This window comes from Streptomyces hoynatensis (assembly GCF_003626535.1).
In the GTDB taxonomy this organism is placed as follows: Bacteria; Actinomycetota; Actinomycetes; order Streptomycetales; family Streptomycetaceae; genus Streptomyces; species Streptomyces hoynatensis.
The window spans coordinates 22,457-44,547 of record NZ_RBAL01000008.1 but is presented as its reverse complement, the minus strand read 5'-3'; the positions used below and the strand labels follow the sequence as shown (position 1 = coordinate 44,547).

Annotated in this window: 12 protein-coding genes and 1 pseudogene; 5 read left to right on the top strand and 8 right to left on the bottom strand. The window is 74.1% G+C overall.

Annotated elements, in window-relative coordinates; genetic code table 11:
- Window positions 1-20: 20 nt before the first annotated feature.
- Window positions 21-1,205, bottom strand: coding sequence for a cytochrome P450 (locus D7294_RS15695; RefSeq protein ID WP_120680056.1), 1,185 nt, complete (start codon window positions 1,203-1,205; stop codon window positions 21-23).
- Between the two features lie 470 nt (window positions 1,206-1,675).
- Between D7294_RS15695 and D7294_RS15690 the strand changes: the two genes are divergently transcribed.
- The 3 genes from D7294_RS15690 to D7294_RS15680 all read left to right on the top strand — a co-directional run bounded on the left by D7294_RS15690 (window position 1,676) and on the right by D7294_RS15680 (window position 5,927).
- Window positions 1,676-4,579: a helix-turn-helix transcriptional regulator gene (locus tag D7294_RS15690; RefSeq protein ID WP_120680054.1), complete on the top strand. Its 2,904-nt coding sequence runs from the start codon at window positions 1,676-1,678 to the stop codon at window positions 4,577-4,579.
- Between the two features lie 177 nt (window positions 4,580-4,756).
- On the top strand, window positions 4,757-5,251 hold the full coding sequence (locus D7294_RS15685; protein WP_120680052.1) for an RICIN domain-containing protein: 495 nt from the start codon (window positions 4,757-4,759) through the stop codon (window positions 5,249-5,251).
- A 139-nt stretch (window positions 5,252-5,390) separates the two neighbouring features.
- Window positions 5,391-5,927 (top strand): DUF4240 domain-containing protein, encoded by a 537-nt coding sequence (locus tag D7294_RS15680; RefSeq protein WP_120680050.1) that lies wholly within the window; start codon window positions 5,391-5,393, stop codon window positions 5,925-5,927.
- A 145-nt stretch (window positions 5,928-6,072) separates the two neighbouring features.
- Here the strand turns inward: D7294_RS15680 and D7294_RS15675 are convergent, their stop codons facing one another.
- From D7294_RS15675 to D7294_RS31950, 5 genes and pseudogenes are all read right to left on the bottom strand, one after another.
- Window positions 6,073-6,444 (bottom strand): hypothetical protein, encoded by a 372-nt coding sequence (locus D7294_RS15675; RefSeq protein ID WP_120680048.1) that lies wholly within the window; start codon window positions 6,442-6,444, stop codon window positions 6,073-6,075.
- 78 nt (window positions 6,445-6,522) lie between these two features.
- Window positions 6,523-7,118, bottom strand: a pseudogene (locus D7294_RS15670) (response regulator).
- 174 nt (window positions 7,119-7,292) lie between these two features.
- The gene (locus D7294_RS15665; protein ID WP_174248358.1) at window positions 7,293-8,219 is read right to left on the bottom strand and encodes a hypothetical protein; all 927 of its coding nucleotides are present in this window, start codon (window positions 8,217-8,219) and stop codon (window positions 7,293-7,295) included.
- Window positions 8,220-8,278: 59 nt separating this feature from the next.
- Window positions 8,279-8,734, bottom strand: a complete 456-nt coding sequence (locus D7294_RS15660; RefSeq protein WP_120680046.1) for an NUDIX domain-containing protein — start codon at window positions 8,732-8,734, stop codon at window positions 8,279-8,281.
- A gap of 443 nt (window positions 8,735-9,177) precedes the next feature.
- Complete coding sequence (locus D7294_RS31950; RefSeq protein WP_158674634.1) at window positions 9,178-9,318, bottom strand: hypothetical protein; 141 nt, start codon at window positions 9,316-9,318, stop codon at window positions 9,178-9,180.
- 384 nt (window positions 9,319-9,702) lie between these two features.
- Between D7294_RS31950 and D7294_RS15650 the strand changes: the two genes are divergently transcribed.
- Window positions 9,703-10,875, top strand: a complete 1,173-nt coding sequence (locus tag D7294_RS15650; RefSeq protein WP_120680042.1) for a helix-turn-helix domain-containing protein — start codon at window positions 9,703-9,705, stop codon at window positions 10,873-10,875.
- Between the two features lie 227 nt (window positions 10,876-11,102).
- Here the strand turns inward: D7294_RS15650 and D7294_RS15645 are convergent, their stop codons facing one another.
- Together D7294_RS15645 and mhpA are read right to left on the bottom strand one after the other, a co-directional pair.
- Complete coding sequence (locus D7294_RS15645; RefSeq protein WP_206619511.1) at window positions 11,103-11,759, bottom strand: HAD hydrolase-like protein; 657 nt, start codon at window positions 11,757-11,759, stop codon at window positions 11,103-11,105.
- A gap of 267 nt (window positions 11,760-12,026) precedes the next feature.
- Window positions 12,027-13,709 carry a bifunctional 3-(3-hydroxy-phenyl)propionate/3-hydroxycinnamic acid hydroxylase MhpA gene (mhpA, locus tag D7294_RS15640; protein WP_120680040.1) on the bottom strand — a complete coding sequence of 561 codons (1,683 nt, stop codon included), beginning with the start codon at window positions 13,707-13,709 and terminating at the stop codon, window positions 12,027-12,029.
- Between the two features lie 297 nt (window positions 13,710-14,006).
- Here mhpA and D7294_RS15635 point away from each other — a divergent pair, with 297 nt between their 5' ends.
- A complete protein-coding gene (locus D7294_RS15635) occupies window positions 14,007-22,088 on the top strand; it encodes a type I polyketide synthase (protein ID WP_120680038.1) in 8,082 nt (2,693 codons plus the stop codon).
- Window positions 22,089-22,091: the final 3 nt, after the last annotated feature.

Below are 22,091 nucleotides of genomic sequence, written 5' to 3'. Positions count from 1 at the left end.
AAAGAGCCGCCTGCCCGCAACTACCAGCGGACCGGCAGGTTGTGCAGGCCGAAGAGCACGCCGTCGTACTTGTACGGCAGCGTCGCGATGGGCGCGGCGACCTCCAGGGTCGGAATCCGCTCGAAGAGCTTGCGGTAGGCCACCTCCATCTCGATCCGCACCAGGTTCTGCCCCAGGCACTGGTGCACGCCGTAGCCGAAGGCCACATGCCCCTGGGCGGACCTGGAGGGGTCGAACTCGCCGGCCCGTTCGAAGACGGCGTCGTCGTGGTTGGCGCCGGCCACGAGCAGCACCAGGCCCTCGCCCTTGCGCACCAGCTGGCCGCCGATCTCGATGTCCTCCAGCACGGCCCGCATCAGGACCAGGTCGGCCACCGAGTGGTACCGCAGCAGCTCCTCGACGATCCGCGGGTCGCCGATCCACTGCGGGTTCTGCATCAGCGTCACCGCGCCCAGCGAGATGTTGTTCGCCGTCGTCTCGTGGCCCGCGATCAGCAGCAGCATCGCCACGCCCGGGATCTCCCGGTCCGTCACCTGCCCGCTCGCCACCAGCCTGCTGATCATGTCGTCGGCGGGCCGCTTGCGGCGCAGCGCGATCAGCCGGTTCAGGTAGCGGTGCACCTGCCGGCTGGCGTCGGCGCGCTTCTCGTCCTCCGAGCTGATGGTCACCAGGACCTTGCTCTGCGCCTCGAAGAACTTCCGGTCGGCCGGCGGCACCCCGAGCATCGTGGCGATCACCAGCGAGGGCACGGCCAGCGCGAAGTCGTTGACCAGGTCGGCCTCCCGCTTGCCGTCGGCCAGCATCCGGTCGATGCAGCCGTCGACGATCTCCTCGACCGTGCCCTGGATCGCCTTCATCCGGCGAATGGTGAACTCGGAGATCAGCGCCTTGCGCAGCCGCGTGTGGTCGGGCGCGTCGCTGCCCACGAACCAGCCCGGCACCTCGTGCGGCGTCGGCACGCCCGCCGTCGCCGTCGGCCGCGGGAAGCCCTCACGGGACGGGTCGGAGCTGATGCGCGGGTCGGTCAGCACCGCCCTGACGTCCTCGTGCCTGGTGATCAGCCACGCCCGGCCGCCCGAGGGCAGCGCCACCTGCGCCAGCCCGTTCAGCTTTCTGAAGTCGGCGTATTCCGGCGGGGGGAACGGCTTGCCCGGCTGCCGCATGAAGTACGGGGCAACCGGAGGATTCGTCTCGACAGTCGACATGGTCACACTTCCCGTGTCCTCGGATCGGTCTCCCGCCCCGGCACCGGCGGAACCCCCGATGATTTCCTTGATCACTCGTTGATCACGCTCCGCCCGCTACCGAAGTGCGGGGAGGCAGCGCCCGGTTCCATCCGCGACGGTCAGCGTCCAAGCGGTGGCGACGCTCGCGTACCTGCCCGTGCCGGTCGGCAGAGTCGTCCACGCTGGCAGCCTGCCGCACCACCGCCGACGCTGTCCTGAGCGCGCCGGGAAGTCGAGAAGAACCCCTAGTCCTGGCGGCGGCCGAGGCCGTCTCCAGGCGAATCCCTAGTCTCCGGAATGGTCCTCTCGAACCTGTCGGAAACCGGCCGGGCGCCGCGCGGGCGGGGAGGGCGGCGCCCGGCCGGCCCCGGCGGGAACAGATCACGGCGGCAAACCGCGGCAAACGACGGCGGGGGAGGGCCGCGGCGGCCGTGGGGAGGTGCACGAGGATGGCGGTGAAGGACCGCCCCACGCGGGACGGCCAGGCGGGCCGGGAGCGGCCAGGCGACCTGGCCGAGCGCGCCGCGCAACACGCCCGCCTCGGCGAACTGCTCGCCCGTGCCGCGGCGGGCAGCGGCCGGGTGGCGCTGCTCTCCGGCCCCGTGGGCGCCGGGAAGACGGCGCTGCTGCAGGCGGCGGGCGACCTGGCCGCCGGCCGCGGATTCGCCCGCCTCGGCGCGGTCTGCGCGCGCGCAGAACGGGACCTGCCCTACGGCGTGCTCGCCCAGCTGTGCCAGGGCGCGGGCGAGGCCGCCCTCCCCGCGGACGCGGCCCGCCTGGCGGCCCGGCTGCCGGAACTGGCGGCCGGGGCCGCGCCCGCCAGGACCGCCGCCGCCCTGCACGCCCTGACCCGGGCCGTCCTCGACCGGGCCGCCCGCCGCCCGCTGCTGCTCGCCGTGGACGACGTGCAGCACGCCGACGCCCCCTCCCTTGACTGGCTGCTCGGCCTCCTCAGGCGCCTGGACTCGGCCCGGGCCCTGCTCCTGCTGGCGGAGGCCCCCGCCTCGCCCGCCGCCCACTCGCCGCTGCACGACGAACTCTCCCGCCGCCCGCACTGCCACCGCCTCGACCTGCCGCCGCTGACGCCCGGGGGAGTGGCCGAACTCGCCGCGGCCCGGCTCGATCCGGCGGCGGCCGGGCGGTTCGCCGCCGCCGCCCACCCGGCGGGCGGCGGCAGCCCCCTCCTCACGCACGCCCTGCTGAACGACCACCTGGCGGCCGGCCAGGGCACCGCGCCGGGCGAGGCAGGGGAGGCCGCCGGCGAATCCGCCGGGGCGGCCGGCCCCGGCGACCACTTCAGGCGCGCCGTGCTGCACTGCCTGCACCGCTGCGAGCCCCTCGTCCCCGCGGCCGCCAGGGCGCTCGCCGTCCTCGGCCACGCCGCCACCCCCGCCCTGGTCGGCGGGCTGTGCGGGGCCGCCCCCGAGGAGGCGTCCACGGCCCTGGGCACCATGGCCGCCGCCGGGCTGCTCGACCGCGGCCACTTCCGCCACCGGGCCGCGGCCGAGGCCGTGCTGGCCGAGCTGACGCCCGCCAGGCGCAGGCAACTCCACCTCGCCGCGGCCAGGTTGCTGCACGAGGAGGGCGCCCCCGCGGAACGGGTCGCCCCCCACCTCGTCGCCGCCGGGAGCGCCGGCGCCGCCTGGGCCGTTCCGGTGCTCACCGCGGCCGCGGATCGGGCCCTGCGCGCCGAACGGATCGCCACCGCCGTCGACTGCCTGCGCCTGGCCGCCGGGGCCTGCGCGACGGCCGGGCAGCGGGCGCGGGTCACCGCGCAACTCGCCCGCGCCGAGCGGCGGCTGAACCCGGCCGCCGCGGCCCGGCACCTGCCCCCGCTGGCCGAGGCCCTCGCCGCCGGCCACCTCGCGGTCGGCGACGGACTCGCCCTCGTCGGGGACCTCCTGTGGCACGGCGACGCGGCCGGGGCCGCCCGCGCCTGGGACCTGACGGCCGCCATGACCGGGGAACTGGCCCGCGAGGAGGCGCGGACGGGACGCCCCCACCCGCGGGCCGCCCCGCCCTGGCAGACCCGGGCCACCGAACTGTGGCTCGCCTGCACGCACCCGGGGATCGCGGGCCGCGGCGCGCCCGCCCGGCGGGAGCCGGGCCCCGCCGGGCACACCGCGGGCCCCTGGCCGAAGGCCGTGGGGGCGCTCTTCGACGTCCTCACCGGCGGCCAGGGCGAACCGGCGGCCGGGGCGGCGAGCGCGCGGGCCGAGGAGGTGCTGGAGGCGGCACGGCCAAGCGACGGGGCCCTGTGGGGGCCGCAGGCGGCGGCGACCGCGCTGCTCGCCCTCACCTACGCCGACCGCCTGGACGCGGCCGCCGCCTGGGGCGACGGCCTCCTGGCCCAGGACGCCGCCGCGGACACCCCCGTCAGCGGCGCCCTGTTCTCCGCCGTGCGCGCCGAGATCGCCCTGCGGGCCGGGGACCTGCCCACCGCCTGCGCGCTCGCCCAGGCCGCGTTCGACCGCCTGCCGCCCGCCGCCTGGGGCACCGTGGCCGGCCTGCCGCTCGGCACCCTCGTCACCGCGGCCACCCGCATGGGCAGCCACCGCGCCGCCGCCCACCACCTCGAACAGCCCGTGCCCGAGGCCATGTTCCACAGCCGCTACGGCCTGCACTACCTGCACGCCCGCGGCCACCACTACCTGGCCACCGGGCGCCACTACGCGGCCCTCGCCGACTTCCTGGCCTGCGGCGAACTGATGGCGGGCTGGGGCCTGGACACCCCCGGGCTCGTCCCCTGGCGCACCAGCGCGGCCGAGGCGTGGCTGGCGCAGGGCGGCAACCGCGACGAGGCCAGGCGGCTGATCAACGAGCAGCTGGCGCGGCTGGGCCCGCACGCCTCCCGCACCCGGGGCGCGGCCCTGCGCCTGCTGGCCGCGACCGGCAGGCCCCCCGGCAGGCCCGCGCTCCTGAGCGAGGCGACGGCGATCCTCGCCGAGGCCGGCGACCGCTATGAACTGGCCCGGGCCCTGGCCGACCTCAGCGCCGCCCACCGGGCGTTGCGCGACCACCGCCGCGCCTGGAGCGTCGCCCGCCGCGCCTGGCACGTCGCGCACGCCTGCCACGCCACCGAGTTGTGCGAGCGGCTCCTGCCGAGCCGCACCACGATCGAGGCGCCGGGACGCCCCCCGGCCGGCGACGGCCTCGCCTCCCTCACGGACGCGGAGCGCCGGGTCGCCGCGCTGGCCGCGGCCGGCTACACCAACCGCGAGATCGCCGGCAAGCTGTTCATCACGCCGAGCACCATCGAACAGCACCTCACCCGCGTCTACCGCAAGCTGAACGTGAAGTACCGCAAGGACCTGCCGCCCGAACTGCGCGCCGACCTCGCCGAGTCCGCCTGAGCCGGGCGCGGGCCGCGGGCCGTGGGCGGCGGGCGCCGCCGGGGTGCGGGCGGGGCGCGGGCGCCGCCTCGCCGTCGCCGGTGGCCACCCGGCCTCCATGCCGCCTTCACCCACTGTCCATCCGCCGGTTGCCCGCGGCTTTCCGGACCTTGCCCTGCGGTGATCAAGGTGGGTCGCGTGAAGCGCACCTCCCTTCTCCGGCGGTCGGCCCTCGCGACCGCGCTCGGCGCCGTGCTCGCCGGCGCCTTCTCCCTCTCCTCCTCCGCCTCGGCCGCGACGACCTACTGGTCCTTCGACAACGCCGTCCGCGGCTGCCTCACCGCCGGGACGAGCGGCGTCGTCTTCGAGACCGCGTGCAGCGCGCAGAACGCCTTCCAGGACTGGCAGTGGATCGGCTCCGCCGACGACCACCTCCAGAACCTGGCGACCGGGCTGTGCCTGACCACGGACGACAAGAGCGACGTCAACGCCGTCTGGCAGGGCGACTGCAACGCGTCGGAGCACGGCCAGTCCTGGAGCTTCACCTACCTGGGCGACGGCAGCAGGCTGGGCGTCCTCCAGACCTACTGGGGCACCTGGCTGCGGGCCACCGACACCCCCAACGCGGTCTACACGGACGCCGGCATCGCCGGGAACCCCAACTACTACAACTGGTCCGTGGGCCTTCAGTGAGCCAGGCGTGGGGTGCCCCGGGGCACCCCACGCGCCCGGCCCGGCGGAGCCGGGCGGCGTCCGGGGGCCGGGCCAAAGCCGCCGGGTGCGCCTCCCGCCGGAGGGGCGCTGTCGGTGGCGGGTGGCATGCTCCGGAGGCATGAACACCCAAGAGTTCTGGCAGCTCGTCGAGGCGGGCCGCGGCCTGGCGTCAGAACCGGACGACGCGCAGGAGGTCGTCCGCCACGCGAGCGCCCTGCTCGCCGCCCGCCCGGCCGAGGAGATCACCGCCGCGCAGCAGGCGCTGTGGGACCTGATGGCCGAGTCCTACACGAACCCGCTGTGGGCCGCCGCCTACCTGATCAACGGCGGCTGCTCGGACGACGGCTTCGACTACTTCCGCGGCTGGCTGATCACCCGGGGGCAGAGGACGTTCACCCGGGTGTGCGAAGACCCCGATTCCCTCGCGGAGTTGCCCCTCGTGCGGGCCGCCGCCGCGGACGGCTTCGAGCTGGACTGCGAGGAGACGCTGGGCCTCGCCTGGAACGCGCACCTCGCGGCGACGGGCAGGCCGCTGCCGCCCGGCGCCCTGACCATCCGCTACCCGGAGCTCGACCCCGCGTGGAACGTCGACTTCGACGACCGGGCCGAGATGACCCGCCGACTGCCCCGCCTGGCGGCCCTCTTCCTGCGCTGAGCCGAGGCAGGCCCGCGCCCCCGGCGGCGAAGTCCCGCCCCCGGCCGGGGCGTTGGCCCCGCCCCGGGCCACGCGGCGAGGCGCGGTCGCCCCGACGGGACGCGGCGAAGGCAACGCGACGCCGAGCTTGCGGCGCGGCGCGGCCTCAGGCGGCGTTCGGGGGCAGCGGGTCCGGCCAGGACAGCGTCTCGGCCGGCGGCAGCCCGCTCCTGGCGGCGGCGATCCGGCGCGCCCGCAGCGCGGCGCGCGTCCGCGGCCGGTACCTGGGCTCCTTGCCGCACCCGCACGGCGAAAGCCCCTCGTAGCGCAGCCCCTCGCCCAGCACCGCCGCCACCACGGACCACGCCCGGACGTCGTGCCGGCGCGGCGGGGCGAAGTCGTGCCCCGCACAGACCAGGGGCCGCGCGCAGCCCGGGCACGGGTGCACCCGCCGCGGGTCCGCGTGCTGCTTGAAGCTGACCCGGCAGGAGACGCACGCGTAGTGCAGCTTGTAGTGGGTCATGGCGTAGTAACACACCGGCCTCACGGTAGGGGCGCACACCCCCGCGGGGCCAGGGGGTTTCCCGGCCCCGGCCCCGGCCCTGGGCCTCCCGCCTCAGCGCGCGGGCGCCACCAGGCCGGCGTCGTAGGCGAGGATGACCAGCTGGACGCGGTCGCGGGCGTCGAGCTTGGTCAGCAGCCGCGTCACATACGTCTTGACGGTGGCCATGCCGAGGCTGAGCGCGGTGGCGATCTCCGCGTTCGACAGGCCACGCCCGACCACGGTGAGCACCTCGCGCTCGCGCCCGGTGATCCCGCGCACCGGCCGCCGCGCCACGCCGGCTCCGGGCGCCTGGCGAACTCCCCGATCAGGCGGCGCGTGACGCTAGGGGCGATCAGCGCGTCCCCGTGCGCGACCACGCGCACCGCCGCCAGGATGTCCTCCATGGCCATGTCCTTGACGAGGAAGCCAGAGGCCCCCGCCCGCAGCGCCCCGTACACGTACGCGTCGTCGAAGGTGGTCAGCACCAGGACGCGCGCCGCGCCGGGTCCCGCGGTGATCTGTGCCGTCGCCTCGATGCCGTCCATGCCGGGCATCCTGATGTCCATCACCACCACGTCGGCGCGCGCGGTCACCGCCAGTTCGACCGCCTCGGCGCCGGTGCCGGCCTCGCCGACCACGTCGAGCCCCGGCGCGTTGGCGATCACCATCCGCAGCGCCGTCCGCACCAGAGGCTGGTCGTCGGCGAGGAGGACTCCTACACATGCTGCGTTGGGGTCCCGGGGCGCGTCGTGGTCATGGCAACCAGGGGTGGGCGTGCACCCATGTGGAAGCCCCGCCCATGCGCCACGGGGGCAGCGCACGGATGGGGCGGCTCGGGGTGCCTACGCGGTCAGCCCGGGTCCGAAGTATCCGGGCGTGCGGAACAGACCCGCGAAGGTCCCGGGGCCATGCCGCTCGTCCAGCCATGCCCCGAATGCCCCCACGTCACCGCTGATGATGGCCGAGAGAAGGCGCGTGTGGCACTCGCACTCTTCCCCAGGGGCGAACTCCTCAAGGAAGTGCGAGTACCGACGATTGACGCCCTTCTCATAGCCGCTGAGGGCCGTCACGTATCGCGTCTGCTCTTCGCTTCCCGGCACGTCCACCACGCGCCCGGTGTCTTCCTCCGTCAGCTTTCCCGTCACGTCCCGGAACACGAGTGTGCCGAGAACGTCTGAGGGTTCCGTAATACCGAATTGTTCTGCAGTCTGCCGGGTGATGGTGCGCGCCTCTTTGTCGCACGCGCCTTCCATGACGATTCCGAGGTTCCTTGTGTGGTGGCTACCCTGCTGGTCGGCAGCCGAATAGGACTGTCCGCTTGTGCGGCGGTAGTTGATCCCGTACTGAGTGCGGACTGGCACGCCTGCCACTTCCACGTACCGCCGACGCGATCCGTAGTGAAGGCAGTCGTGCGTATACGCGCGCAGCAGATCGAGAAGGGCCAGCGTGGGGCACTCGGGGGTGCGCCGTTCCAGAGGCCCGTACATGGTGATGATGGCCACCATTTGAAGGTGTCGATATCCCTGGTCCGGGTGGTGGAATCCGCCGAAGGCGCCGGCACGCGAGGATTCGCAGCCGACCAACACCCGGTCAAGCGGCAACATCTTAACCAGCCCGTACCCGGCGTACCGGCGATTAGCGATTTTCACGCCATCGCGGAAAAGCGCGGTGTCGATTCCGTCTGCTTCCCACGCGTTGAGCCTTTCTGAGAGGGGCCGGAACACGTGGGCGGGGTGCTTTCCCGTGAGCGTAGTCGCGTCGGCCCGCATGGCCGCGAGTGCTGCTATCGCCTTAGCGCCGATAAGTGATTCGTTCGGGGCGAGTTCCGCTAAGTCGCGGTACCCGCCTTGATGAGCTGAACGTGAGACTCCTGCATCCCCTCCGGCAGGGCCTCCGGACTGAACCACTTCGCCTCCAGAATCTCGAAGCCGTCAATCTTGAGAGTTCCACCCACATGAAGAGCTTCGTACGCGATCTCCACGCGGAGCTTGTAGCCACTGGTTACCTGAACCAGGCGCCCCGGAACAACGTCAAGGCCGGTTTCTTCCCGGACCTCTCGAATGATGGTCTCGGGAAATTCCTCGCTCTTGATTGCGTATCCCGTCGGAAGTCCCCAAGGCCGGTCGGCGGGCCACATGCGGTGCTTGAGCAGAAGGACTTGACCGTGCTCGTTTCGCACCACGCCCGTGACGCCGATCATGAACTTGGCGTGGGCGAACCACAGGATACGCCATTGCAGGGGGCCGCGAATGAGTTTCCACATTCGGGCAACGATTCGCTTCATGCGCACCCTTCCGATAGGGCAAGCGCGGTGGGCGCTTGCGGTCTCTGACTCAACCTACGTGGTGGGGTGCAGGTCACGCCCAGGCTTTGCCTGCCCCGTCCGGCGGTGCGGTCCCCTGCACCACACGGGTGCGTGGCCGGGAGGAGCGGACCCCTGTCGCTGGAGCCCGCCCCCTGCCAGGGCTTGCACCGTGGGGTTGACCAGTCATCCCCGGCAGGGAACGGGAGTCTCCATGCGACTGCCGTCAATTCCAGTGTCGCGTTGATGTCGGTCTCAGCGAATACCGGTTCAGCCGCGAGTACGTAGATAACGCCCTTGTCTCACCGATCGGAAGCCCCGATGCCAGGAGTGTCGACTGTCCGTCTTGCGTGGCGAAATCCCGCATCCACGCACGGAAGATGTACCCGGGGTACGGCGCTTCCTCAAGTGGTAGCGCGTGCCCATCAGTCACCCGCCTCGTTGTCGCCCTGGTGCAGCCTCATGCCGCGCGACTCGGCCACGTTCAGCGCGTTGTGCAGGCACTCGGACAGCCGTTCGGCAGCGAACCGCAACTCGTGATCGGTCGCGCCACCGTTCGCCAGCACGGCCAACGAGTGATCAAGCACTATGGCCGCGTCGTGGAGTTGGGCGCCCTCCAACGAGTCAGCGATACGGGCAAGCATCCCGGCCTCGTTGCCCGGCATGAGGTAGGCGGGGCGCCCCTCTCCGTCTTGCCACGGCAACCGCCGCGCTCCGGGCACCGGCGGCTGACTGCCGACACGATGCGTAGACTCAGGCATGGTTGCCTGCTCCTTTCAGGTGGCCCATGCCCCCGGGCCGACGCGCATCGGCTGCGGGGGTCTTCCTGTCACTCAGTCAACGCGCCTGGTGGCGCGCGGACTTGCACAGTTCATGCACAGCAGCCGTGCGGTACTTCTCGCCGGCTGGCAGCATTGGAGTCCCGAGACGACCGACGGAAGACTGAGGCCATGACCGGAACGACGAGGATTCCCGGACCCGGGCAGAACGTCGCCGTACTCCGCAAGGCCCGTGGGATGGGACAGGCGGCGCTGGCGCGCAGGGCGGGAATTTCCGTATCTCTGCTCAGCAAGATTGAGATTGGCGACCGGACGCTGAGTCAGGGGGTGGCTGCGTCCATCGCAAATGCTCTCGGTTACACGCTCGATGAAGTGCTGGGGAAGACGCCCGTCGAACCAGCCAATGAGGGGAAAATCAAAGAACTCAGGGGAGTAATTCGGCGCTTCGATCTTCCTGGTGAACCTCCTCAAGAGCCCAGCGAGCTCGCAAGCAGGCTTGCGGACATCATTCGCATGCGCGGAAATGCGGATCTCGCGGGCGTGCTCGGCCGCTTGCCGGATCTATTGGCTGACGCGACGAACCATGCCCATGCCGTTGGGCTACCTGGCGCTTGGTCAACGGTGGCTGACGTTTACAGCGCCGTTTACTGGCTGGCTGCTCGCCATCGTTGGATGGACCTTGCCGACCTGGCGGTCACAAAACAGAGGATGGCGGCCGAACGTGCTGACCCGCTTGCCGCGGTAATTGCAGCGCGAGACGAGGCCGGCGCATTCTTGAACTTTGGCGACTTCGCAGGGGGGCTAGCAGTAGTTGACCGTGCCGTGGTTCAGGCAGAAAACATCCCTACTGCGCATGAACGCTCTTTCGGACTTGGGATTCTGCATCTCCGGGGAATGACTCTAGCCGGGCGACTGAAGGATAGAGCAGAGGCGGCGCGGCATCGAGAACAGGCGTGGCGTTTGACCGAGGATTTCCCACGTGATATTGGGGATCACGGCATCCATTTCGGCCCGGAGAACACGTTGACACATGTGGTGGCTACCTCCGTAGACATGGAGGACTACGGCGAAGCGTTGTCCGCCATGGAGGACATCAGGAACAATCCGCTTTCCTTGCCGGCGACGCGAATCGGTCCGCTCCACATGAATGCTTCTCGTGCACGGCTCGCACTTGGCGATCGCGAGGGAGCGCTCGACTCACTTTCCGAGGCTTGGGATGCCGCGCCACAGATGGCCCGAGTGCACCCGCATAGTCAAGAGTTGCTGCGTGTTCTGACTTCCATTCACCGCAGGAGCAATCCCAGGCTCATGACGTTGGCCAAACGAGCGGGAATCCCCTTCTAGCGTCGCGGAGTGACTTGAAAAGCGAAACCCCGGCACCCGCCACAGCGGGCAGGCGCGGGGCTGACTGGTGAGTCTGCGGTATGGCTCTCGCAGACCTTGGGACCCGTACAGGTTCCGGGCTGCTATACGCATGCGGTCTTCCTCGCTGCACTACAGTGATGTCCCCGCCGTAATCAATGTGCGAGAGAGGTATCGAGCGGTCGCGGGGGACCTTGCGTGATCCAGTCTCACCCGAGGCCGAACACTGCTTTGCGCAGCGCATCCACATTCGTCAGGTCGGCGAGCACCAAGTCGGCGCCACACTCCTGCAGAACGTCGGCGGAGCTGCCTCCCGTCGCAACCCCAATGGCGAATGCCCCCGCATCGTGCGCACCCTTCACGTCGTGCGGTGTATCGCCGATCACAAAGATTCGCGCCTCGGCGAAGGAGGTGCGGTATGTGTCCTCGGCCCTTCGGCGGGCGAGCCGAACGAGGTCGGCGCGGTCACTTCCCTCGTCCCCGTAACCGCCCACTTCAAGGTCCAGGAGGTGGGCAAGGTCGAATGCGCCGAGTTTTACCTTGGCGATGGAGCGGATATTCCCCGTCACCACGGACTGTGCTGCCGGACCTTCATGTATCGCGGAGATCGCCTGCACGGCCCCGGGGAGGCACGTCCCGACTTCCTTCATGCGCCCTTCCCGCTTTTGCGCAGCTGCGTAGAAGTCCGAGACGATTGCATCGTCGAGCGCGTGGACGGCGCGTGGCGCTGCTGACCGGCGCGCGGTCCCGGCCTCGGCGCCACGCTCCTTCCCCGCGCCGCGGCCGGGCGGGTCTGCGCGGACCGGTTCTGGGCTTGCGCCCGCCGGACGGCAAGGGCGGCGCCGTGCGCGGAGCGTGGCCCGCACCGGCAGGCGGAACGGCGGGGCGTGGCCCGCAACCCGCAGGCGCAACGGCTGGGTTCGGCCGTCACCGCACGCCGGAGCCGCCGAGCCGCGAGTCGTAAGCCGTACTCGCGGGACCGGCGGGCCGCGGCGCCCGGGCGGGCGACACGGCGCCGGGCTCCGGCGGTACCCGGCGGGCCCGGCCGCGAGGCCCCTGCCGGGTCCGGCCGCCCGGCCCGGCCGCGGGGCCACGGCGGCCCGGGGCGGCCCCGGGCCGCGGGGCCGCGGCGTTCAGCCCGCGGCGGGGACCGGCTCGGCGGCCAGCTGCTCCCGCAGGGCACCGACCAGGCCGGAGAGGTCGGCGCGGTCCCAGGCGGTGCCGAAGACGTAGAAGTCGGGGCGGACCAGGGCCGCCACCTGACCGGCGTCGGCGAGGTAGGGGAGGTAGACGTTGTCCACGTCCACCACCTCGTGCTCCCTGGCCTTCTCCGGCGCCGTGTCGGCGTGCAGGACGCGCACCACGCGGGCGCCGATCCGCTCCAGGAACGCCAGTTCCTCGGCGGAGAGCGCGGCCCGCGGGTCGAAGGTGGCCAGCAGCACGAAGCCGCGCCCCACCACGTCGTCGAACAGGCCCGACTCCTCGCCGCGCGCGACCCGCCCCTGCGGGCTGCGGGCGCCGGCCAGCGGCACCGGCTCGCCGCGCTCGTTGCGCCGCAGCACGCCCTCGCCGACCGCGAAGCGGAAGTCGGAGGGCGCCGCACCCGGCTCGGCCTGCCCCTCGGGCGGTGGCCCGGCGAGCGGCGGGGCACCCTCCTGGGGGGCGGCCTGGGCGGCGAGCAGCTGGGCGTCGCGCTGCGCGGCGCGCACCGTGTCGAGTTCCGAGATGAGCTGCCCCATCTGGACGGAGAAGCCGATCGCCTCCCGCACGTGCGGGTCGCGCTCGGCCGCGTACGTGTCGAGCAGCGCCTCGTCCGAGACGCCGCGCAGCACCAGGTCCAGCTTCCAGGCCAGATTGGCGGCGTCCCTGATGCCCGAGCACATGCCCTGACCGGCGAACGGCGGCATCAGGTGGGCGGCGTCGCCCGCGATGAGCATCCGGCCCGACCGCCAGGTGTCGCTGATCGCCGCCTGGAAGGTGTACATGACCTGCCGGGCGATGGTGGAGTTCTCCGGGGTGGCGCCGTAGGGCGCGAGCAGCCGCCAGGCGGCCTCGGGGCGCGTCAGCTCCGCCGCGGTCTCGCCGGGCAGCCGCCGGAACTCCCAGCGGCGGTGGCCCCGGCCGCTGGCCACCATCGTCGTGGGGCGCATCGGGTCGCAGATCTGCCGGTCGTTGGGGTCGAAGACGCGCGGCTCGTGGAACTTGAGGTCGACCAGGAGCCACTCCTGCTTGTACCCCATGTCGATCATCTTGCCGCCCAGGCAGTCGCGCACGAAGCTGTTCGCCCCGTCGCAGCCCACCAGCCAGGAGGCGGTGACCTTTTCGACGCCGGGCGTGGGCCCGGGGGCGGAGATCTCCACGTGCCCGGGGTGCTCGCTCACCCGCAGCGCCCGGTGCCCGCGCAGCACCCGCAGGGTGGGCAGCGTCCTGGCCTGCGCGTCAAGCGTGGCCTCCAGCGTCGGCTGGTGGATGACGACGGCGGGCGGCCAGCCGTCCCAGCCGGGTTCGAAGGGCAGCTCGAAACGGATCAGTGCCTGTCCCGCGGCGTTCCTGAACTCGTACTCGCCGAGCCGCTCGATGATGCCGGGCAGCTGCTCGGCGATGCCGGCGGCGGCGAAGTTCCGCGCCGTCTCGCCGTCGAAGCCCTTGACCCGGGGCAACTCGTAGGCGCCGGGGTACCGTTCGAGGACGATCACCCGCCAGCCGCGCCGGGCCAGGAGGAGCGAAAGGGTCTGGCCGGTCGGCCCATTCCCGATGATCACCACGTCCGCGTCGGTCTCGGTCGCCGATTGGGCGCGGTCGGTTGCGGCTGCCATATCTCATCCCCGGCGGTCGGTCTGCGGGCTGAAGAGCCGTGCGTTGCCGGCTCGGCGAAAACGGCACATGGTCGCGTCCGGCGAGAGCGGGAGCGGCCGTGGCCCGGCAGGAACTTCGCCGACGCTACCACCGGGCTCGCGGGAAGTGGCCGAACTCTAGGGAAATCCCGCCTGTTCCGGCAGGTGGCCGGGGGCGCCGGTGGTTTGGGGGATTCCCTCAATGTGCAGGTGAAACACTCCCAGCCAGCGCGCCGGTTGCGTGCAACCCGATCGGATCGCCAACAGGGAGTGCCGCCGATGCTGCGTACCGAGCTGATCCGGCCCCTGCCAGAGCTGCTGCGGGACCACGCCGAGCGCCTGGCCGGCAAGATCGCCTTTCGCGATCGTCAACGGGCCGTCAGCTACCGGGAACTGGCGGAGCGCACCGGCCGCCTCGCCGGGCACCTGGCGGACCTCGGGCTGCAGCCGGCCGACCGGGCGATGATCTACCTCGGGAACTGCGTCGAGGTCATCGAGAGCTACCTCGCGGTGGCCAGGGCCAGCGGGGTCGGCGTGCCCCTCAATCCGCACTCGGCCGACGCCGAGCTGGAGTACGCCCTCGACGACAGCGGCGCCAGGCTCGTCATCACCGACCCGGCCCACCTCGACCAGGTACTCGCCTGCCTGCCGACGCGCGACTACCTGCGCGTCGTCGTCACCGGCCCCGCCGGGAACGAGGCCGCGGCCGCGGCGGGCGTGACGCGTTTCGAGGAGCTGATGGCGGCCGAGCCGACGGCGCCGCCGCGCGACGACCAGGAGCTCGACGACGTCGCCTGGATGCTCTACACCTCGGGAACCACCGGCAAGCCCAAGGGGGTTCTCTCCACCAACCGCAGCTGCCTGTGGTCGGTCTCCGCCTGTTACGCCCCGGTCCTCGGCCTCAGCGAGGACGACTACGTGCTGTGGCCGCTGCCGCTGCACCACAGCCTCGCCCACATCTTCTGCGTCCTGGGCATCACCGCCGTCGGCGCCACCGCGAGCATCACCGACGGCCTCGCGCCCGAGGAGATCCTGCGCGCCCTCGGCGAGGAGCCGGTCACCTTCCTCACCGGCGTGCCCGCCCTCTACCACTACCTGCTGGAGGCGGCCCGCACGGCGGGGGTGCCCGCGGACCTGAGGCTGCGGGCCTGCCTGACCAGCGGCACCTCCTGCCCGGCGAAGCTGCCGGCCGCGTTCGAGGAGACCTTCGGGGTGCCGCTGCTCGACGGCTACGGCGCCACCGAGGCCTGCGGCACCTTCATCACCAACTGGCCCACGGGGGAGAGGGTGGAGGGCTCCTGCGGCCTGCCCGTGCCGGGCCTTTCGGTGCGGCTGGTGAACCCGGACACCGGGGAGGACGTGCCGCTCGGCGAGGAGGGCGAGCTGTGGGTGCGCGGCCCCAACCTCATGGCCGGCTACCACAACCAGCCAGAGGACACCGCCCGCGCCATGGAGCACGGCTGGTACCACACGGGTGACCTGGCCCGCAGCGACTCGGCCGGCTACCTCACCATCACCGGCCGCATCAAGGAACTCATCATCCGCAACGGGGAGAACGTCCACCCCCAGGAGATCGAGGAGGCGGTGCGCCTGGCGCCCGGCGTCGCGGACACCGCCGTCGTCGGCAGGCCGCACCCGGTGTTCGGGGAGGTGCCCGTCGCCTTCGTCATCCCGGGACCCGGCGGCTTCGACCCGGAAGAGGTCTTCGCGATCTGCCGCGAGCGCCTGGCCAACTTCAAGGTGCCGCACGAGCTCTACGAGATCGACGAGATCCCGCGCACCCCCTCGGGGAAGATCACCAGGCACGTGCTGCTGGAGCGGCCGGCGCGGCTGCGGGCCACCGGCGGCGACCAGCACGACGCCCTGCTGCGGGTGGACTGGCTGCCGCTGCCCTCGGTGCGCCCGGGCGCGGCCCCGGCCCCCGGGAGCTGCGTGCTGCTCGGGGAGGGCGACCCCTTCGGGCTCGCGGCCCCCCTCGCCGCGGCCGGCCTCACGGTCACCGGCCCCGGCCACGCCCCGCAGCAACCGGCCCCCGCAGGCGCCGCGGACCCCGCAGCCCCCATGGACCCTGCCGGCCTCGCGGATCTCGCCCTGTGGTGCTGCCCCACGGAGGCCGCGCCCGGCGCCGAGACGCCCGCGGTGCCGGCCGAACTCGCCGCGCTGGTCTCCGCCGGCGAGGGCGCGGCGCCCGCCCGCCGCCTGGCCGTCCTCACCCGCGGCGCCCTGGCCACCGGCACCGAGGAGCGGCCCCCCGACCCGGCCCACGCCGCCGCCTGGGCCGCGCTCACCGCCCTGCAGGCCGCGCACCCCGGCCGTTTCCTCCTCGTCGACCTCGACGGCCACCCGGACTCGGCGGCGGCCCTGCCGCTCGCCCTCGCCTCGGAAGAGCCCCGGCTCGCCGTCCGCGGCGGGATCGCGTTCCGGCCGCGGCTGACGCGGGTCTCGGCCGGCACGGCGGCCGAGCCCGCCGCCGCTCTCGACCCGAAGGGCACCGTCCTGCTCAGCGGCGCCACCGGCCCCACCGGCGCCGCCCTGGCCCGCCACCTGGTCGCCACCCACGGCGCCCGCCACCTGCTGCTCCTCGCCCCACCGGGCGAGGCCGACCCCACGGGGGCCACCGGGCGGCTCGCCGCCGAACTGGGCAGGTTCGGCGCGCGGGCCACCGTCGCGGACTGCGACGTGACCGACCGGGCGGCCCTGGCCGCCCTGCTCGGCGGCCTCAAGCGGCCCCTGACCGCCGTGCTGCACGCCGAGGCCGAGCCGCGCCCCGACCGGGAGGGCCAGGCCGCGGCCACCTTCGCCTCCGTCGCCCGGGGCGCGGCCCACCTGCACGAGCTGACCGCCGGCGCGGACCTCGCGGCCTTCGTGCTGCTCGGCTCGGTCCCCGGCGCGCTGGGGACCCCGGGACACGGCGAAGCGGCCGCCGCGCACGCCTTCCTTGAGGCGCTCGCCAGGCACCGCCGCGCCCAGGGCCTGCCCGCGCTGTGCGTGGCGCTCGGCTCCTGGTCGCCCGACGCCCCCGAACTGTCCACGCAGGAGAGCCTCGCCATGTTCGACGTGGCTCTCGGCATGGACCTGGCGCACGCCGTCGTCACCCGCGTCAACGGCTCCGCCCTGCACGCGCAGACCACCACCGGGGACGTGCCCGCCGTCCTGCGCGGCCTCGTCGAGGTCACCGGGGAGGCGCAGGACGGCGCGCGGGACGCCGCCGCGCTGCGCGAGCGGCTCGCCGCGCTCCCCGCGCCCGAGCGGGAGGGCCACCTCCTGGACCTGGTGCGGGAGGCCACCGCGGCCGTCGCCGGCGGCGCGCGCGACGCGGCCCGCGACACCCGGCGCTCGTTCAAGGAACTCGGCCTGACCTCCGTCGGCGCGGTCCGGCTGCGCAACCGCCTGGCCGAGGCCACCGGGCTGCCGCTGCCCGCCACCCTCGCCTTCGACCACCCGACGCCGCGGGCCCTGGCCAGGCACCTGCTGGCCGAACTGCTCGGCGAACGCCCCGCCGCCGCGCGCCGCCGCCCCGCCGCCGCGGCCGACGAGCCCCTGGCGATCGTCGGCATGGCCTGCCGCTACCCCGGCGGCGTCGACTCGCCCGAGGACCTGTGGCGGCTGGTGGCCGAGGGCCGGGAGGCGCTCGCCCCCTTCCCCGCCGACCGCGGCTGGGACCTGGCCGCGCTCGCCGCCGGCGGCAGCGCCACCGGCCACGGCGGCTTCCTGCGGGACGCCGCGGGCTTCGACGCCGCCTTCTTCGGCATCGCGCCGCGCGAGGCGCTGGCCATGGACCCGCAGCAGCGGCTCTTCCTCGAAACCTCCTGGGAGGCGATAGAACGCGCCGGCATCGTCCCGGCCGACCTGCGCGGCAGCGCCACCGGCGTCTTCGCCGGGCTGATGTTCCACGACTACGGCACCGGCAACGCCAAGCCGGGCCAGGGCGCCGAGCTGTACGGCAGCGTCGGCACCGCGGGCAGCGTGGTGTCCGGCCGCGTCGCCTACAGCCTCGGCCTGGAAGGGCCCGCGGTCACCGTGGACACCGCCTGCTCCTCCTCCCTGGTGGCCCTGCACCTGGCCGCGCAGTCCCTGCGCCGCGGCGAGTGCGACCTCGCCCTCGCCGGCGGCGTCGCCGTGATGTCCACCCCGCAGACCTTCGTCGAGTTCACCCTCCAGGGCGGCCTGGCCCCCGACGGGCGCTGCAAGTCCTTCGCGGACGCCGCCGACGGCACCGGCTGGTCCGAGGGCGTCGGCGTCCTCGTCCTGGAACGCCTCTCCGACGCGCGGCGCAACGGGCACCAGGTCCTGGCCGTGGTCCGCGGCTCGGCGATCAACCAGGACGGCGCGAGCAACGGGCTCACCGCCCCCAACGGCCCCTCCCAGCAGCGGGTGATCCGCCAGGCCCTGGCCGGCGCCGACCTCACCCCCGCCGACGTGGACGCCGTCGAGGCGCACGGCACCGGCACCACCCTCGGCGACCCCATCGAGGCCCAGGCCCTCCTCGCCACCTACGGCCAGGACCGGCCCGCCGACCGCCCGCTGCTGCTCGGCTCCATCAAGTCGAACCTCGGGCACACCCAGGCCGCCGCCGGCGTCGCGGGCGTCATCAAGATGACGATGGCCATGCGGCACGGCCTGGTGCCGCAGACCCTCCACGTCGACCGGCCCACCTCGCACGTCGACTGGTCCGCGGGGGCCGTCGCGCTGGCGACCGAGCCCACCGCCTGGCCCGAGGCGGGCCGCCCGCGCAGGTCCGCGGTGTCCTCCTTCGGCATCTCGGGCACCAACGCCCACGTCATCCTCGAACAGGCCCCGGAACCGGTCCCCGAGCAGGCCCCCGCGGACGCCGCCCCGGGCGATCCGGCCGCAGACCCGGCCGCGGACCCGGGTGCCGAGCGCGCCACGCCCGCCCTGGTGCCCTGGCCGGTGTCGGCCGCCTCGCCGGCCGCCCTCGACGAACAGATCGCGCGTCTGCGGGAGTTCGCCGCCCGGCCCGGCGCGCCCGCCCCCGCCGGCATCGGCCACGCCCTGGTCACCACCCGCTCCCTCTTCGACCACCGCGCGGTGCTGCTCGCCACCCCCGACGGCGTCGTGGAGGCCGCCCGCGGCCAGGCCGCCGAACCCTCCCTCGCCTTCCTGTTCTCCGGGCAGGGCTCCCAGCGCCTGGGCATGGGCCGCGAACTCCACGGCCGTTTCCCGGTGTTCGCCGAGGCCCTGGACGCCGTCCTCGCCGAACTCGACGGCCACCTCGCCGCCCGCCCCCTGCCGGGCCCCGAGGCCACGCTGCGCGAGGTGATGTGGGGCGCGCCGGCCGCCGACGCCCCGCACCCGGCGGAAACGGCGGGGGACGCCGGGCGGCCCGCCGCCCTGGACCGCACCGGCTGGACCCAGCCCGCGCTGTTCGCCGTCGAGGTGGCCCTGTTCCGGCTCGCCGAGTCCTTCGGCCTGCGGCCCGGCTACCTGGCGGGGCACTCGATCGGCGAGGTGGCCGCGGCGCACGTGGCCGGGGTGCTGTCGCTGCCCGACGCCTGCGCGCTGGTCGCCGCCCGCGCCCGCCTGATGGAGGCCCTGCCCGAGGGCGGCGCCATGGCCGCGATCCAGGCCACCGAGGAGGAGATCGCCGCCGACCTCACCGAGGAGGTGGCGCTGGCCGCCGTCAACGGCCCGGGCTCCGTCGTGCTCTCCGGGAGCGCCGCCGCCGTCGAGGCACTCGCCGCCCGCTACGCCTCCCTCGGCCGCAAGACGACCCGGCTGACGGTCAGCCACGCCTTCCACTCGCCGCTCATGGACCCCATGCTCGACGAGTTCCGCGCCACGGTCACCGGCCTGTCCTTCGCGCCGCCCCGCATCCCCGTGGTCTCCAACCTCACCGGGGACGTCGTCTCCGCCGAGGAACTGGCCACCCCCGAGTACTGGGTGCGGCACGTCCGCGGCACCGTGCGGTTCGCCGACGGCGTCGCCGCCCTCGCCCGCCGCGGCGTCTCCGCCTTCCTCGAACTCGGCCCCGACGGCGTGCTGTGCGGCATGGCCGCCGACTCCGCGCCCGACGCCCTCCTGGTCCCCGTGCTCCGCAAGGACAGGCCGGAGGAGCTCACCGCCCTCACCGCCCTGGCCAGGCTGCACGTGTCCGGCGTCCCCGTCGACTGGCGCGCCACCCACCACGGCCCCGCCCCCAGGACCGTCGACCTGCCCACCTACGCCTTCCAGCACCAGCGGTTCTGGCCCGAGGCCCCCGCCGCGCCCGCCGGCGCCGCCACCGCCGTGGACGCCGCGTTCTGGGACCTCGTCGGCAGCGGCGACGCCGCCGCGGTCGCCGACCGGCTCGACCTCGACGCGGAGACCACGACCCGCATGATGCCCGCCCTCACCGGCTGGCTCGACCGGCGCCGCTCCCGCGCCACCGTGGACTCCTGGCGCTACGGCGAGTCCTGGACCCCGCTCGCCCCGGCCACCGGCCGGCCCGCCGCCTGGCTCGCCCTCGCCCCCGCCACGGAAGGCGACCCGTGGACCGAGGCCGCGCTCGCCGCCCTCGGCCCCGACGCCACCGTCCTGCGCCTGGACCCCGAGACCACGGGACGCGCGGAACTCGCCAAGCGGCTCGCCACGTACGCAGACACCCCCTTCGCCGGGGTGCTGTCCCTGCTGGCCGCGCCCACCGCACCCCCCACCGCCCCGCACACCGGCCCGGTGCCCGCCGCCCTGACCCGCACCCTGCCCCTCGTCCAGGCCCACGCCGAGGCCGGGCTCGCCGCCCCCCTGTGGTGCGTCACCCGCGGCGCCGTCGCCCCCGGGCCGGGCGAGTCGGTCAGCCGCCCGGAACAGACCGCGCTGTGGGGTCTTGGCCGCTCCGCCGCCCTCGAACTGCCCCGCCAGTGGGGCGGGTTGATCGACCTGCCGGAGGAGCTGACCGAGCCGGCCCTGGACGCCTTCGCCGCCTTCCTCGCCGAGACGGGGCAGGAGGACCAGGTCGCCGTGCGCGCCACCGGCCTGCACGCCCGCCGCCTCGTCCCCGCCCCCGGCACCCCCGCCCCGCCCCGCCCCCTGCGCGGCACCGTCCTCATCACCGGCGGCACCGGCGGCCTCGGCGGCCACGTCGCCCGCTGGGCCGCGGCCCAGGGCGCCACCCACCTCCTGCTCACCAGCCGCCGCGGCCCCGACGCCCCAGGCGCCGACGCGCTGCGCGCCGAACTGGAGGCCCTCGGCGCCCGGGTGACCCTCGCCGCCTGCGACGCCGCCGACCGCGAGCGGCTGACCGAGGTGCTGGCCGCCGTCCCGGACGGCGAGCCCCTCACCGCCGTCGTGCACGCCGCGGGCGTCGACACCGGCGACGGCCCCCTCCGCGACCTCGACCCGGCCCGCCTCGGCCCCCTGCTCCGCGCCAAGATCACCGCCGCCTGGAACCTGCACGAACTCACCGCGGAACGGGAACTCGACGCCTTCGTCCTCTTCTCCTCCGGCGCGGGCAGCTGGGGCAGCGGCGGCCGGCCCGGCTACGCCGCGGGCAACGCCTACCTCGACGGCCTCGCCCGCTACCGGCGCGGCCTCGGCCTGCCGGCCACCTCCCTCGCCTGGGGCTCCTGGGCCGAGGCCGGCCTGGGCGCCGCCGACGAGACCACCAGGGAACGCTTCCGCCGCCAGGGCGTCCTGCCCATGGCGCCCGACCTGGCCGTCCGCGCCCTCCAGCACGCCCTCGAAGAGGACCTGACCCTGCTGACCGTCACCCACACCGACTGGGCCAGGTTCGCCCCCGCCTTCACCGCCGAGCGCCCAAGCCCCCTGCTGGCCGGCATCCCCGAGGCCCGCGCCGCCCTGGCCCCCGCCGAGCCCGCGGGCGAAGCCGGCACGGCGGAGCCCGCCCTCGCCCGGCGCCTGGCGGGCCTGTCCCCGGAGGAACGCGACCGCGCCGTCCTCGACCTGGTCCGCGCCGAGGCCGCCACCGTCCTCGGCCACGACCACCCCGGCGGCATCCTCGTCGACCAGGTGTTCCGCGACCAGGGCTTCGACTCCGTCACGGCCGTCGAGATGCGCGAACGCCTCCGGGCCGCCACCGGCCTGACCATGCCGGCCGGGCTCGTCTTCGACTACCCCACGCCGCGCGCAGTCGCCGACCACCTGCTCGCCGCCCTCGCGCAGGAGGCGGCGCCCGCCACCGGCACCGCCCTCGACGAACTCGCCCGCCTGGAGGCGGCACTCGACGCGCCCACCGCGGACGGCACCGACCGCGGACAGCTCGAACGCCGCCTGGAACAGCTCCTCGCCCGCCTGCGCCGGCCGGCCGCGCCGGAAGCGGAGCACACCTCGGACGAAGACATCCACACGGTGCCCGTGGACCGGCTGCTCAGCATCATCGATGACGAGCTGTTCGACCACTCATGACGA